General features: G+C 40.6%; 13 protein-coding genes and 5 tRNA genes. 10 read left to right on the plus strand and 8 right to left on the minus strand.

Features of this window, described 5'->3' with window-relative positions; all coding sequences use genetic code 11:
- Positions 1–7: 7 nt before the first annotated feature.
- The 6 genes from AC2INI_RS08950 to AC2INI_RS08975 all read left to right on the plus strand — a co-directional run bounded on the left by AC2INI_RS08950 (position 8) and on the right by AC2INI_RS08975 (position 2,603).
- Positions 8–98, plus strand: a tRNA-Ser gene (locus AC2INI_RS08950).
- A 38-nt stretch (positions 99–136) separates the two neighbouring features.
- Positions 137–213: transfer RNA gene (locus AC2INI_RS08955), tRNA-Asp, on the plus strand.
- 776 nt (positions 214–989) lie between these two features.
- A tRNA-Ser gene (locus AC2INI_RS08960) sits at positions 990–1,080 on the plus strand.
- A 38-nt stretch (positions 1,081–1,118) separates the two neighbouring features.
- Positions 1,119–1,195: transfer RNA gene (locus tag AC2INI_RS08965), tRNA-Asp, on the plus strand.
- A 487-nt stretch (positions 1,196–1,682) separates the two neighbouring features.
- On the plus strand, positions 1,683–2,390 hold the full coding sequence (locus AC2INI_RS08970) for a carbonic anhydrase (protein ID WP_486304648.1): 708 nt from the start codon (positions 1,683–1,685) through the stop codon (positions 2,388–2,390).
- 122 nt (positions 2,391–2,512) lie between these two features.
- Positions 2,513–2,603 (plus strand) — tRNA-Ser (locus tag AC2INI_RS08975).
- 163 nt (positions 2,604–2,766) lie between these two features.
- Here the strand turns inward: AC2INI_RS08975 and AC2INI_RS08980 are convergent.
- Both AC2INI_RS08980 and AC2INI_RS08985 read right to left on the minus strand, forming a co-directional pair.
- Positions 2,767–3,252 carry a GNAT family N-acetyltransferase gene (locus AC2INI_RS08980; protein WP_486304649.1) on the minus strand — a complete coding sequence of 162 codons (486 nt, stop codon included), beginning with the start codon at positions 3,250–3,252 and terminating at the stop codon, positions 2,767–2,769.
- Between the two features lie 168 nt (positions 3,253–3,420).
- Positions 3,421–4,260, minus strand: a complete 840-nt coding sequence (locus AC2INI_RS08985) for an isopenicillin N synthase family dioxygenase (RefSeq protein ID WP_486304650.1) — start codon at positions 4,258–4,260, stop codon at positions 3,421–3,423.
- A 171-nt stretch (positions 4,261–4,431) separates the two neighbouring features.
- Between AC2INI_RS08985 and AC2INI_RS08990 the strand changes: the two genes are divergently transcribed.
- Positions 4,432–5,124: an SDR family oxidoreductase gene (locus AC2INI_RS08990; protein ID WP_486304651.1), complete on the plus strand. Its 693-nt coding sequence runs from the start codon at positions 4,432–4,434 to the stop codon at positions 5,122–5,124.
- Here the strand turns inward: AC2INI_RS08990 and AC2INI_RS08995 are convergent.
- Positions 5,113–5,412, minus strand: coding sequence for a hypothetical protein (locus AC2INI_RS08995; protein ID WP_122033151.1), 300 nt, complete (start codon positions 5,410–5,412; stop codon positions 5,113–5,115). The genes AC2INI_RS08990 and AC2INI_RS08995 overlap by 12 nt on opposite strands.
- Positions 5,412–5,852, minus strand: a complete 441-nt coding sequence (locus AC2INI_RS09000; RefSeq protein ID WP_122033152.1) for a YcgN family cysteine cluster protein — start codon at positions 5,850–5,852, stop codon at positions 5,412–5,414. Before AC2INI_RS09000 ends, AC2INI_RS08995 begins: the two co-directional genes overlap by 1 nt.
- Positions 5,853–6,193: 341 nt before the next feature.
- Here AC2INI_RS09000 and AC2INI_RS09005 point away from each other — a divergent pair, with 341 nt between their 5' ends.
- Complete coding sequence (locus AC2INI_RS09005) at positions 6,194–6,445, plus strand: YkgJ family cysteine cluster protein (protein ID WP_486304652.1); 252 nt, start codon at positions 6,194–6,196, stop codon at positions 6,443–6,445.
- A gap of 20 nt (positions 6,446–6,465) precedes the next feature.
- On the opposite strand, the gene AC2INI_RS09010 is transcribed toward AC2INI_RS09005, so the two are convergent.
- Together AC2INI_RS09010 and AC2INI_RS09015 are read right to left on the minus strand one after the other, a co-directional pair.
- Positions 6,466–6,696, minus strand: coding sequence for a TIGR02647 family protein (locus AC2INI_RS09010; RefSeq protein ID WP_122033154.1), 231 nt, complete (start codon positions 6,694–6,696; stop codon positions 6,466–6,468).
- A 146-nt stretch (positions 6,697–6,842) separates the two neighbouring features.
- Positions 6,843–7,736 carry a Tim44 domain-containing protein gene (locus AC2INI_RS09015; RefSeq protein WP_486304653.1) on the minus strand — a complete coding sequence of 298 codons (894 nt, stop codon included), beginning with the start codon at positions 7,734–7,736 and terminating at the stop codon, positions 6,843–6,845.
- Positions 7,737–7,960: 224 nt separating this feature from the next.
- Between AC2INI_RS09015 and AC2INI_RS09020 the strand changes: the two genes are divergently transcribed.
- Together AC2INI_RS09020 and AC2INI_RS09025 are read left to right on the plus strand one after the other, a co-directional pair.
- Positions 7,961–8,560 carry a TetR/AcrR family transcriptional regulator gene (locus AC2INI_RS09020; protein WP_122033156.1) on the plus strand — a complete coding sequence of 200 codons (600 nt, stop codon included), beginning with the start codon at positions 7,961–7,963 and terminating at the stop codon, positions 8,558–8,560.
- Positions 8,561–8,582: 22 nt separating this feature from the next.
- Positions 8,583–10,451: an MFS transporter gene (locus tag AC2INI_RS09025; RefSeq protein ID WP_486304654.1), complete on the plus strand. Its 1,869-nt coding sequence runs from the start codon at positions 8,583–8,585 to the stop codon at positions 10,449–10,451.
- Here AC2INI_RS09025 and menE read toward each other — a convergent pair.
- Together menE and menC are read right to left on the minus strand one after the other, a co-directional pair.
- Entirely contained in the window at positions 10,431–11,831 is a 1,401-nt protein-coding gene (gene menE / locus AC2INI_RS09030) for an o-succinylbenzoate--CoA ligase (RefSeq protein WP_122033158.1), read from the minus strand. The genes AC2INI_RS09025 and menE overlap by 21 nt on opposite strands.
- Complete coding sequence (menC, locus tag AC2INI_RS09035) at positions 11,819–12,793, minus strand: o-succinylbenzoate synthase (protein WP_122033159.1); 975 nt, start codon at positions 12,791–12,793, stop codon at positions 11,819–11,821. Before menC ends, menE begins: the two co-directional genes overlap by 13 nt.
- Positions 12,794–12,821 lie beyond the last annotated feature (28 nt).

The raw sequence follows: 12,821 nt of genomic DNA on the forward strand, positions 1-12,821 counted from the left end.
AATCACTGGAGGGATGGCTGAGTGGTCGAAAGCACCGGTCTTGAAAACCGGCAACCGTTAATAGCGGTTCTAGGGTTCAAATCCCTATCCCTCCACCACTTTTCAAAATTCAGATAGAGTCTGGGTTTTAAAAATTGGAGCGGTAGTTCAGTTGGTTAGAATACCGGCCTGTCACGCCGGGGGTCGCGGGTTCGAGTCCCGTCCGCTCCGCCAACATCAATGAAGCCTTGTCAGAAATGACAGGGCTTTTTTGTATCTGTTGAATATGAGTTCTCAATAAGTTTCATTAAGCTAATAACTCTAGAATTCAATCCCTCCACCACTTTTCAAAATCCAGATAGAGTCTGAGTTTTAAAAATTGGAGCGGTAGTTCAGTTGATTAGACTTTCTATTGGAGAGCTTAGCGGCCTGACACGCGGGGGACGTGCTGCTCTCAGGTGAGATAGAAAGTCCCGTCCGCTCCGCCAACATCAACGAAGCCTTGTCAGAAATGACAGGGCTTTTTTGTATCTGTCGAATATGAGATATCAATAAGTTTCATTAAACTAATAACTCTAGAATTCAATCCCTTCACCGCATTTCAAAAATCCAAATAGAGTCTGAGTTTTAAAAATTGGTGCGGTAGTTCAGTTGATTAGACTTTCTATTGGAGAGCTTAGCGGCCTGACACGCCGGGGGACGTGCTGCTCTCCAATAGAAAGTCCGTCCGCTCCGCCAACATCAACGAAGCCTTGTCAGAAATGACAGGGATTTTTTGTATCTGTCGAATATGAGATCTCAATAAGTTTCGTTAAACTAATCCATTGGTCATATCTAACTAGATCCTCATTATTCCCGACTTATGTTTATCCAGCTTAAGCTAACTTCAATAATCAAACCTCCAACATTGCTTTAAATGCCCTCAAATTGTTTAAAATTAAATCAAACAGAATCTTTTTTAAAATTAGTACTTTACAATAAAAGTGGTTCAGCCTATTATGCTCGGCATTGGAGGGATGGCTGAGTGGTCGAAAGCACCGGTCTTGAAAACCGGCAACCGTTAATAGCGGTTCTAGGGTTCAAATCCCTATCCCTCCACCACTTTTCAAAATTCAGATAGAGTCTGGGTTTTAAAAATTGGAGCGGTAGTTCAGTTGGTTAGAATACCGGCCTGTCACGCCGGGGGTCGCGGGTTCGAGTCCCGTCCGCTCCGCCAACATCAATGAAGCCTTGTCAGAAATGACAGGGCTTTTTTGTATCTGTCGAATATGAAATCCCCTTAAATTTCATTACATAATAACTCGAGTATTCAATCCCTCCACCACTTTTCAAAATCCAGATAGAGTCTGAGTTTTAAAAATTGGAGCAGTAGTTCAGTTGGTTAGACTTTCTATTGGAGAGCTTAGCGGCCTGATACGCCGGGGGACGTGCTGCTCTCAAGGTGAGATAGAAAGTCCCGTCCGCTCCGCCAACATCAACGAAGCCTTGTCAGAAATGACAGGGCTTTTTTGTATCTGTCGAATATGAAACATCCCCATAGTTACCTTATTTTCATCAAATAGTGCCTTAGAAATAAAACATATTTTCAAACCGTTTCATATAAATGGAAGTAGTTAGCTAAATTCTATTCAAAGCATTTTTAACTCAACCCCATCTGTACTAGCCTAACGCCATATTTTATAAAACAAAAAGGCTAGAAAACCATGAAACATATTATTTCAACGTTGGCAGTTATCACCGCTCTATCAACTAGCTCATTCGTTTCTGCTTCAGAGTGGAGTTATGCAGGAAAAACCGCCCCTGCTAATTGGCACGGCATCTGCCAGACAGGAGTGAATCAATCCCCTATTGATATTACCAATGCAATTGAGAGTACTTTAGACCCTATCACATTCAACTATGCTCAAGCCGGTAAGAATATCGTCAATAATGGCCATACCGTACAAGTAAATTTTGATGGCAAGCAATCTATTCAAGTTGAAGGGAAAACATTTAGTCTATTACAACTTCATTTCCATGCCCCAAGTGAAAACCTGATTGCTGGTCATTCATACCCATTAGAAATGCATTTAGTTCACGCCGATAAAGATGGAAACCTAGCCGTGATAGGAGTGATGTTTAAAGAGGGTAAAGCAAATACTGAATTGGCAAAAATTTGGGCTCAAATGCCAAAATCAGGTGATGTTAAACTTGATAGTAAATTAACGCTTACAAAGCTACTGCCTGGTGATCAGACTTATTATCGCTTTAATGGCTCATTAACTACCCCACCATGCACAGAAGGGGTTACTTGGTTGGTAATGAAAAACCCTATTACGATTTCTGCTGATCAATTAACTCAATTTGAATCTCTGTATCAAGGAAATAATCGTCCAGTACAAGCGATTAACGCCCGCCCTGTATTAAAATAAATAGTAACAACCTGCAAACTTGCTCTAACTTTCATCGATATGATCGAATTTAGAGCAAACAGTGTTTTTATCAAAAAGAATCCTTTACAAGAAGAAGGGTTGCGCCTATTATTCACCGCATCGGAGGGATGGCTGAGTGGTCGAAAGCACCGGTCTTGAAAACCGGCAACCGTTAATAGCGGTTCTAGGGTTCAAATCCCTATCCCTCCACCACATTCTAAGCCCTAGCAGAAATGCTGGGGCTTTTTTGTATCTGTCGTATTATCTCTTCTCAAATCAATTATCTTCATAAGCCTCAAAGAAGGTGTTAGAAAATTTTAAACTAGGCTACTCTGAAAATAACTAAGAAGTAAATATTCGCGTTAGCTACCTATGTCTATTTAAACGTTTTAAGCATCCATACATCACAGCCATTATGCACTGCACCATCAAGAGGTTTTGCTAATCGCTCAAAGCCAAGATCATCATATAAACTAATGGCAGATTTCATACTTGAGAGCGTATCTAAATAACACTGAGAATAACCAAACTCTTTCGCACATTTAAGTACTTTACCTGCAATGGTTTTACCAAAGCCTCTACCTCGTGCTTCAGGTAATAGAAATAGTTTACGTAGCTCACATACAGTCTTACTGCCGTTAAATGGAGCTAAGCCACAGCCACCAACCACTCGACCATCGAGCAATAAAATGAGGTATTTACTTTTGAATGCCGGATTATAGTATTTACTCATTTCCAAAACTTCATCGTCCGATGGACCAAAGCCTTCCCCTACCGCACCAAACTCAACACCTACGTTTTTAATGATGTAGCAAATATCATTGTCATGGTCGCTGGTAATACCAACAATTCGATACTCCATATCCTTTGCCTCCATTTATTCTCTTGCTTCATTATAGAAAAATATGAACACCTAATTGCGGCGTCCTCCACAAAGTAGCCATAGAGGGACAATCTCGATCACAGTGACACAAAAAAAGCGAGTAACCTAAATTACTCGCTTTTTAATGTTCTTTTCGATATTAACGAATTAAATCACACCTAACTCACGTAGACGCTCCATTAGGTAACTGTTTGCTGTGTGACGATCAGATAGCACAACATCAGGCTTTGGATGTAAGAACAACGGTAATGAGATACGAGATTTCGTTTTATCTGCACCTTCTGGGTTAATCACTCGGTGCGTGGTTGATGGGTAATAACCCCCTGATGCTTCTTGCAACATATCACCGATATTGATGATTAAGTTACCAAAATCACAAGGCACATCTAACCAATCACCTTCTTTAGTCTTAACTTGTAAACCCGGCTCATTAGCTGCTGGGAGCACTGTTAATAAGTTAATGTCTTCATGTGCACCAGCTCGGATAGCACCAAGCTCTTCATCGCCTTCTAACGGTGGGTAATGAAGAATACGAAGTAATGTCTTATCATTGTTTTCAACCATGCTAGAAAGCGATTGAGAGTACAATGCAGATACGTCTTCTGGTGAGTGCGCTTCAACCCAAGACAGCAGCTCACTAGCGAGAATATTAGCGTTATCGTAATACTCTTGAATCTGTGCTTTTAACTGCTCAGGACATTGACCCGTTGGGTAATAATGGTAGTACTCTTTAATGTCTTTTTTAGTGTGCCCTTTTGCGACTTCTGATACCGACGCAGGGAAAAATCCATCTTGAGTTTCTACATTAAACTGGAAGTTCTCTTTTTCTTCGCTGTTAAAGAATTCATACCAATTGTCATAAATGCTTTGTACAAGCTCTTGTTGAATTGGGTGATTTTTTAATACGCCAAACCCTGTCTCACGCAGTGATTTAACAAACAGCTCCGCTGCATTCTCAGCAGTGTAATCAATTGCTTCTAATTTCATAATTATTATCTTATCGTTGGCTGACTGGTTTTTATAATATGTTTTTATAATGTACTGTTAAATTGTATTAAGATGAACAGAGAGCCTCAAGCGCTAATGTCTAAAAACAGACAACAATTCGTTTACACATAGAAACACAACTATTCTGTGCAACAACAATAAGGGCAAAGTATGAAACACGTCTTCATTACAGGTGCAAACCGTGGGATAGGATTATCACTTGTTACTTACTACTTACAACAAGGGGCTAAAGTAAGCGCGACTTATCGTGATGAGAGCAGTGCTACTGAGTTATTCACACTCACCAAACAGTACGATACGCTATCACTTTACCAATTAGAGCTTACTGATTACAGCGCTATTCTTAAGCTATCTCAGCAGCTTTCAGAAAGTAAAATCGATCTATTAATCAATAATGCAGGCTATTATGGCCCTAAAGGGTATGGCTTTGGGAATTGTGATGTTACAGAGTGGAAGAAGGTATTTGAAATTAATGCCATTGCCCCTCAAAAGCTAGTTGAAGCCCTCTACCCTAGCTTGCAATTGAGTAATGATAAAACCATTGTTTGTATTTCATCTAAGGTAGGTAGCATGACAGAAAATACGTCTGGTGGCGGCTACTTATATCGCTCATCTAAAGCTGCATTAAACTCGGTAGTAAAAAGTTTAAGTAATGACTTGAAGCCAGAAGGATTTACCGTTATCGCGATGCACCCAGGTTGGGTTCAAACTGAAATGGGAGGACCAAATGCCCTTATTTCAACAGAAGAATCAGTTGCAGGATTAACAAAAGTTATTGCCCAACTATCAATCGATAATAGTGGGCAATTTTTAAATTTTGACGGAACTGAATTACCTTGGTAGCGGCTCTAAGATTCCATTTCTAACTAAACCGCGGCGAACGTTTTTACACAGTTTGGCAAAACTTTCGATCTCTGAAAAATTGGGGGTTTCTCCACGTTGAACGTAAGACTCCCAATACAGTAACTCACCTTCCACCAATTCAATCAACTTACGTGGACAACCTACACACGTATCACCACATATTTGAGCTTCAGGCGCATCAAATGGAAAATCCGCTTTCACTAATTCAATGATATTTAACATCGCGGTTTTACGATCAGGCTTTTGTGTTTTTGGTTTATTAGTCATTAGTTTCTATGAGGGTGATTTGTAATATGATCTTCCCAGTTTTTTACATCAATCGCATAAACAACCTTGTTTCTTACGCTTTCGCCAGCAGCATGCATTGCTGATTTAGACCCAGTGATCAGTGGGTGCCATTCTGGAATGTCTTTGTCTTCTGCCAATAGACGGTATGCGCAAGTCACTGGTAACCAGTTAAATTCAGCGATATTTTCACGGCTTAGTTTTAGGCAGTTTTCACCTGAAGTAAAACGCTTAGCGTAATCTTTACATGAACACGTTTTGCTGTTTAACCAGCTACATGCCACGTTAGTGTAGTAAACCTCATCTGTATCTTCATCCATTAACTTGTGTAGACAGCACTTACCACAGCCGTCACAAAGAGATTCCCACTCTTGCTCTGTCATTTCTTCTAATTTTTTTTGTTGCCAAAATTGCTCTGTCATTGCTTTACACTCGTTATGGGAAGAGGCGGTTTTATACCCATCTTGAGATAAAAGTGCAAGCGGTTTACTAATCAGTAAAGAGATAATCCTGAGTAATACCAATCTGGATAAGTAGTTGAGCAGATAATTGCGTAGGAAAAATCGATTAGAGCAAGGCATAAATTGCAGTAAGTAGTGGGCCTAATTATACCTAGTTTTTGCAATAGAAAGGTATAACACAGCTATAATCGATTTTAACAAGCAAGAATGATTAAATATTTATCTAGGTTGGTATAGTTTTGACCTGAAAGGGGAAGAATGGTATTTTGCGCATCCTTTAATTGATGCAATGAGATAGTGTTATGGAGTGTAGATTATATTGTGGTGCTTGCTGTATAGCCCCGAGTATAAGTTCATTTATTCCGGGAATGCCTGATGGGAAACCTGCAGGAGTACGCTGCGTACAATTAAACGGTGAGAACTTGTGTAAGTTGTTTGGTAAGGCAGAACGCCCAAAGGTGTGTCATCAATTTAAAGCTTGCCCTGACGTATGTGGGTCAACCCCAGAACAAGCTATTCAAACCATCACTGAACTTGAGTCAATGACGCTATAATCTTTTACAACAGCATTCGATTACGATAGTACGCGAATTACGTTTTGTACTTGTTCTGCTGTTTCAATGCCGTGGTTTGTTAAATAACCACCATCTTCCTGTGTTACCAATCCTTTCGAGAATAGACGCTTCATTGCTTCGATTGCTTCGGGTGCTGCGTCAGAATGTACTTTTAAACCCGCTTGAGTGCTTTCTAGTGGGAATTGCTTGAGAAGGTTCATTTCTTCAACGATGTCTTTATTAAATGGCATAATATATCTCTCTTATTTATTAACTGAATTCAGCATAGACTGTCTTTAAAAGATTAAAACAGAGCTAGATCACACCTATAAAAAATCCCCATAGGATTACTCTCTATGAGGATATTTTTTAATCAACTTATTATGTATTTAGACAGTTAAGCTTGAATACCAATAATTAACCACGGTGCATTTGGTTGCGTAAGGTCACGCTCCAAGTGCCAGATGTCTGTAATTTCTTCTTCAACACCTTCCACTGAATCACGGTAGCGACCAGAGAACTGTAAGCTAAGCTGTGCGTTATTTGCATTATGATCGGCACGAACAACTTCAGCATCAACAAACATAACGTCTGTGTGTTGCTCACCTTCAAGATTTGCACGCTCTTTTACTAGATCATTGTATAAGCTAATTGATACGTACTCTTGAATCGTTTCAAGTTGGTTATGGTTCCATGCACCTTGTAAAATACGGTAGTGCTCACGAGAACCATTGATGAAGCCTTGCAGATCAAAACCCGGTGGGTAGTTGTGCGGGATCTCATCAGCTGCAGGTGCGCCAAAGCCGCCTGTCGCTTGTGGCTGTGCTTGATCACCTTGGAAGTACTGTTGGTTATCACGGAAGCTTGGTTTCTCGTCGTGAGATGCTTGTGGGCCTGCGTATGCTGCCCCTTGCCTCTGATTTATACTGCTGGCTTTTGATGCCATAAACATACGGAAAAGCTTAAACAGAACAAATGCCACACCAGCCATGATTAGAATATCCATAAACTGGATACCTTCAAAGCCACCGCCAGCAAAGATTGATGCTAAAAGACCACCCATAAGAAGACCACCAAGTAGTCCGCCCATTAAGCCTTTCTTGCTTGATGCGCCCTTAGCGGTATCTTGCTTACCAATGGTATTCGTGTTTTGTTGCTTCTGTTTTGGCGCAGGCGCTGTTTTAAAGCTTTTGCCAAATGATTTACCACCACCAAATTTCTTTGCTTCTGCATGAGGCGCAGAAAGAACAAAAACAAACATTAGGGCAGCAATAGATAAAAGACGTTTCATTGTCTGTTCCTTTACTGTATTAAAATAATTTGACCTGATAATAGCCTGCATTGCTTCATATTGGGAGCTTTAAAATTGATCAGGATGTTTCAGAGTGTTAAAAGCTCTCTGTTTTATTCTCAACACTGTGCTTTACGTCCTAATTGATAAAACTCTTACTTGAAGAATCGGTAGATACATTTAAAATTAAGAACATTGTACATAATTTTATAGATCAGGGTCATATGGCGCGCAGAAACGACCATACTCATCAAGAAATACGCGACATGGCATTAGATAATGTCAAAGTATTCCTTGGCGAGCATAGTCATCACGAACTCAGTTTAAGAAAGTTAGCAAAAAGCATTGGTTATGTACCGAGTACATTAGTGAATATTTTTGGTAGTTATAATTTATTGCTTCTGAGCTCTATCGCCCAAACGCTAGATGAAATCATGCTGCAAGTAAATCAAGGGCTAGAAAACAGCGCTACTCCTGAAGAAGCACTAAAAGCCATTGCTTACTGTTATTATGACTTTGCCCAAGAGCATCCCAATCGCTGGCGATTAGTGTTTCAACATAATATGAATGGTGAGGCCTTACCTGATTGGCAAGAGAACCGCATTAATCAAATGATGGGCGTTCTTGAAGAAATAATTAAAACAATTAATCCACACAAATGCGATTCTGATGTAGAGAAAAGCAGTCGTGTTATCTGGGCCAGTGTTCATGGAATTACATTATTAAGTTTGGATGACTTGTTGTTTTCTTCAACACCAATTGATGGCCATCTTCTCATCGATAACCTACTATTGAACTATATTAATCAATGGAAGCAACACTAGCTTTGTAATCAAGGGACTTTTCATGGCAAAGCAAGCCAAGCTATTAACTCAACGTCGATTCCTGCCTTACTTTTTAACTCAAGCTTTAGGCGCATTTAACGACAACATCTATAAAAATACGCTATTACTTTTTGTTGCTTTTGCTAGTGTTGATAGCTTACCCATGCCATCTAATCTGTTTATTAATCTTGCTGCTGGCCTGTTTATTCTGCCTTTCTTTCTTTTTTCTGCTTTTGCCGGTGTCCTCGCCGATAAGTATGAGAAATCTGCCTTTATTCGCAAGGTTAAACTCGCTGAGATCGTTATTATGCTCTTTGGCGCGATGGCGTTTATCCTCCAAAATTACACCTTATTATTAATTCTTCTTTTTTTGATGGGAACACAATCGGCTTTTTTTGGTCCGGTCAAATACGCTCTTCTTCCTCAGCAACTCAAAAAAGAAGAGTTAGTGTCAGGAAATGCCTTAGTTGAAACAGGAACTTTTCTTGCTATTTTATTCGGAACCATTGGCGCTGGTTTTATTGCTTCACAAGATAACGCGGAGTACATTGCAGCAGGTTCGGTTGTTCTTTTTGCCGTACTTGGTTATCTTGCAAGCCGATCTATTCCTCACACTAAAGCCATTGCTCCCGATTTAGTTTTTAAATGGCGCCCTATCCAACAAACAAAACAGACACTTAATATTGCCAAAGAAGATCCCGCTGTATTTTTAGCGATTATGGGGATCAGCTGGTTCTGGTTTTTAGGTGCAAGTTATTTAACTCAGTTCCCAAATTATACTCATCTACATCTTAACGATAATGCCATTACTGTAACGGTATTGCTGGCGTTGTTTTCTGTTGGTATTGCGATTGGTTCTCTTACTTGTGATGTTTTATCTAAACACCGAGTTGAGATCGGCATCATTCCTTTAGGCTGTTTTGGCCTTTCTCTGTTTGGGATGAATCTGTACCTTTCAACACCAAATATGCCTATTCATGCCTCTGGTTTTATGGCGACATTTTTAAGCCCTGAGCTTTTACCTGTTTTTATTAACCTGTTCTTTTTAGGGATTTGTGGCGGGCTTTATATTGTTCCTCTCTATACCTTCATTCAAAAGCGCCCAAAGCCGGAACATCGCTCTCAGATCATTGCTGCCAATAATATCTATAATGCGCTATTTATGGTCTCTAGCGCTATCTTAGGTATTGTTTGCTTATCGATTATTGAGATCTCTATTCCTCAATTTTTTGCACTTCTGGCTATCATGAATGGAGTTGTCGCTCTCTTTCTATTCTGTAAAGTGCCTGTCTTTGTGATCCGATTTTTACTTTGGATCATTACTCACACCTTATATCGAGTAAAACATAAAGAGTTACAACATCTTCCTGAAGAAGGTGGCGCTTTACTAGTTTGTAATCATATTACTTATATGGATGCGTTTATTCTTAGTGGGGCATGCCCTCGCCCTATTCGCTTTGTCATGGAGGAGGAGTATGCCGACTTACCTTTAGTTAAATACTTCTTCCGTTTAACCAAAGTAATTCCTATTAATGCATCAAAAAGTGGTTCTATTCGTCGTGCCTTTTTCGATGTCGAAGAAGCATTATCTAACGGTGAAATCGTCTTGATTTTTCCTGAAGGGGTATTAACTCACAATGGTGAAGTAGGGCCATTTTTACGAGGAATAGACATCATATTGAAACGCTCACCCGTACCTGTAATTCCAATGGCACTGCGTGGCTTATGGGGCAGTTTCTTTAGTCGTCATGGTGGGAAAGCGATATTAAAACGACCAAGCCGCTGTTGGTCAAAAATAGAAGTGGTAGCCGGAGAGCCCGTACCACCACATCTAGCAACATCAAGCGTAATGCGTGAAAAAGTAATTCAATTACGCGGTGATTGGCAGTGAGTTAACCCACTCTTTTACTTGTGGACGTGAAATTTTAAGGCCTGTTCCAAGTAAGTGTTCAGGCATAGTTTCATAGCGAATTGGACATTCAAACTGAGTTAATTTCTCTTTTAAGAAGGTATGCAGTTCGTCATGACTAATCGGTTGTGTCATTTTAATAACGGCAACAGGGCGTTGTCCAAACTCTTCATCTGCCACATCAATAACAATCACTTGCTCAATCGCATCATGCGCTAACAAAGCCAGTTCAATTTTTTCAGGATGAATATTTTCACCACCGGAAATGAACATATTGTCAGCTCGGCCTTGAATATGAAGCTCTGCTCCCATCACATAACCAAGATCGCTAGTTTGATACCAACCCTCTTCGTTAGTGATATTCATGATGCCAGATGAACGATAATAGCCTAGTGCTAAACACTCGCCACGAACAAGAACTTCGCCTTTTTCAATACGCAATTCACGATAATGCAGTATGTTACCGACCCCTGGTTGCCCATCTGCCAGTTTCGCGGTTACCGTAGACGCCATCTCTGTCATGCCATAACCTAGCCAACATTCAATGCCATTCTCTTTAGCGGCATTGGTCAATTCTGTTGGAATAACCGCTCCACCAAGTAATACACGCTTTAATGCAAGACGAGAAACATCGCCACTGTCTAAAATTCGCTGCAATTGTGTTGGTACTAATGACGCATGGGTAACACCACATAAGTCATTTAATAACCCATCTTCGGTTGGCATTACCATTGTTGCACCAGTTAATAACCAACGCCATACAATCGCTAGGCCTGATACATGGAATAAAGGCAAAGATAATAACCATGAATCGCAATTATCAAATTCCATCGTGCTTAGTAAGCCAGCCGCAGAATGTAAGTGATTATTTGCACTATGGGCAACCGCTTTTGGTAACCCAGTAGAACCCGAGGTAAAGGTTAATGTTGCTAGTCGATTCGCTTGCCATGTCGCAGCAATCACACTGTATTCAGCGTTGATTAATTGCAGATGGTGCCAAGTACCAGAAATACTCTCTTGTCCTTCACCAAACCACATATGTTGCGCTGAAATACTCGTAACTAACTGATGAAGCTGAGCTCTCGGCGTTTTTGGGTTAATCGCAGAAAAACGAGCACCGATACGAATACACGCTAACTGTAACCAAACGAGATCAATCCCACTTTTAGCGACACCAACAACCACATCATCACGCTTAACGCCTTGTTGAATAAGACCGTTAGCGTATCGATTTACTTGGGTTGATACTTCCCCCCAAGTCCATACGTTGTTGCCATCACGAAGAGCGATTTCCATTTCACGATCTTCACCCCACTTTGCCCAAGGCCAAGTCGTAAAAAGTGGAGAGATTAGTTTTCCCATACAATCTTAAGCTCTGATAATGTATTCAGTGGTAACTGACAATTAGGCCATGGCGTGTCTAATTGCATTTTAAAAAGGTCGATAGTATCTAAACCTGGGATCGTGTCTGGTGTTTTCCATGCAGCCAATCGCGCTAACTGTGTTAATGCAAGACTTGATTCCAAGCTTGAGCTAATCACAGCCTGCATACCTAACTGATGCGCCTCTTCAACAAGGGCCAAGCACTTCTCTATTGAGCCAACCATGGTTGGTTTGATCACAATCGCTTTTACGCCTTCTTGAGCGCTTACTTCAAATCCGTCATCACGTACTGTTTCGTCCCAAGCAATGGCAATACCTGTTGCTTGTGAGAATGCCAAGCTCTCTTCTGGAGTATGGCAAGGCTCTTCTAAGAACTCGATACGAGAGCGAAATTGTGGACTGACGTAATTAGCAAATTGCTCAGCTTTTTTTGGTGTCCAGTTACGGTTAGCATCAAGACGTAAAGAGAGATCAGGAATAAGCTCTAAGAACATATTCGCAACCATTCCATCGCGGATCGCTTCATATAAGCCGACTTTGATTTTCGCGATTTTTTTGCCACTCATCTCATTAAGCTTAACCACTAAATCATCAGGATCACCTGAGCATAATGGTGCCGCTTGGTAATTACCTTCTTGCGGTAAGCCGCCTTCAAGCTCTAGCAATGCCATGCTAAAGCCAAATGCTACCGATGGGCAATTCGCATCAAGATCCAGCTCTTCACCATTTAGCCACGCTTGCGTCAGTGACAATAAATCTTCACGCGCTTGCTCTAATGTTTCTTGACTGAATTCAGGTAGAGGTGCGATTTCACCTTTGCCACACTGTGTTCCATCACGTAATTCAATGATCAAGCCATCTCGTTGTTGAAGACGTTGTTCACGAAGAATAACTCCACTGTCCATAGGGAGTTGGTATTGATATATCTTGGCTGCTTTCATTTGTTACTCCAACCAATAAAAAGAAAAA

It is taken from the genome of Aliivibrio friggae, assembly GCF_057368515.1.

Coding starts and splice junctions, on each gene's coding strand:
- AC2INI_RS08980 (WP_486304649.1), bottom strand. CDS start 3,252: ATGGAGTATCGAATTGTTGGTATTACCAGCGACCATGACAATGATATT.
- AC2INI_RS08995 (WP_122033151.1), bottom strand. CDS start 5,412: ATGACTAATAAACCAAAAACACAAAAGCCTGATCGTAAAACCGCGATG.
- menC (WP_122033159.1), bottom strand. CDS start 12,793: ATGAAAGCAGCCAAGATATATCAATACCAACTCCCTATGGACAGTGGA.
- AC2INI_RS09015 (WP_486304653.1), bottom strand. CDS start 7,736: ATGAAACGTCTTTTATCTATTGCTGCCCTAATGTTTGTTTTTGTTCTT.
- AC2INI_RS08985 (WP_486304650.1), bottom strand. CDS start 4,260: ATGAAATTAGAAGCAATTGATTACACTGCTGAGAATGCAGCGGAGCTG.
- AC2INI_RS09000 (WP_122033152.1), bottom strand. CDS start 5,852: ATGACAGAGCAATTTTGGCAACAAAAAAAATTAGAAGAAATGACAGAG.
- AC2INI_RS09005 (WP_486304652.1), top strand. CDS start 6,194: ATGGAGTGTAGATTATATTGTGGTGCTTGCTGTATAGCCCCGAGTATA.
- AC2INI_RS09010 (WP_122033154.1), bottom strand. CDS start 6,696: ATGCCATTTAATAAAGACATCGTTGAAGAAATGAACCTTCTCAAGCAA.
- AC2INI_RS08970 (WP_486304648.1), top strand. CDS start 1,683: ATGAAACATATTATTTCAACGTTGGCAGTTATCACCGCTCTATCAACT.
- AC2INI_RS09020 (WP_122033156.1), top strand. CDS start 7,961: ATGGCGCGCAGAAACGACCATACTCATCAAGAAATACGCGACATGGCA.
- AC2INI_RS09025 (WP_486304654.1), top strand. CDS start 8,583: ATGGCAAAGCAAGCCAAGCTATTAACTCAACGTCGATTCCTGCCTTAC.
- AC2INI_RS08990 (WP_486304651.1), top strand. CDS start 4,432: ATGAAACACGTCTTCATTACAGGTGCAAACCGTGGGATAGGATTATCA.
- menE (WP_122033158.1), bottom strand. CDS start 11,831: ATGGGAAAACTAATCTCTCCACTTTTTACGACTTGGCCTTGGGCAAAG.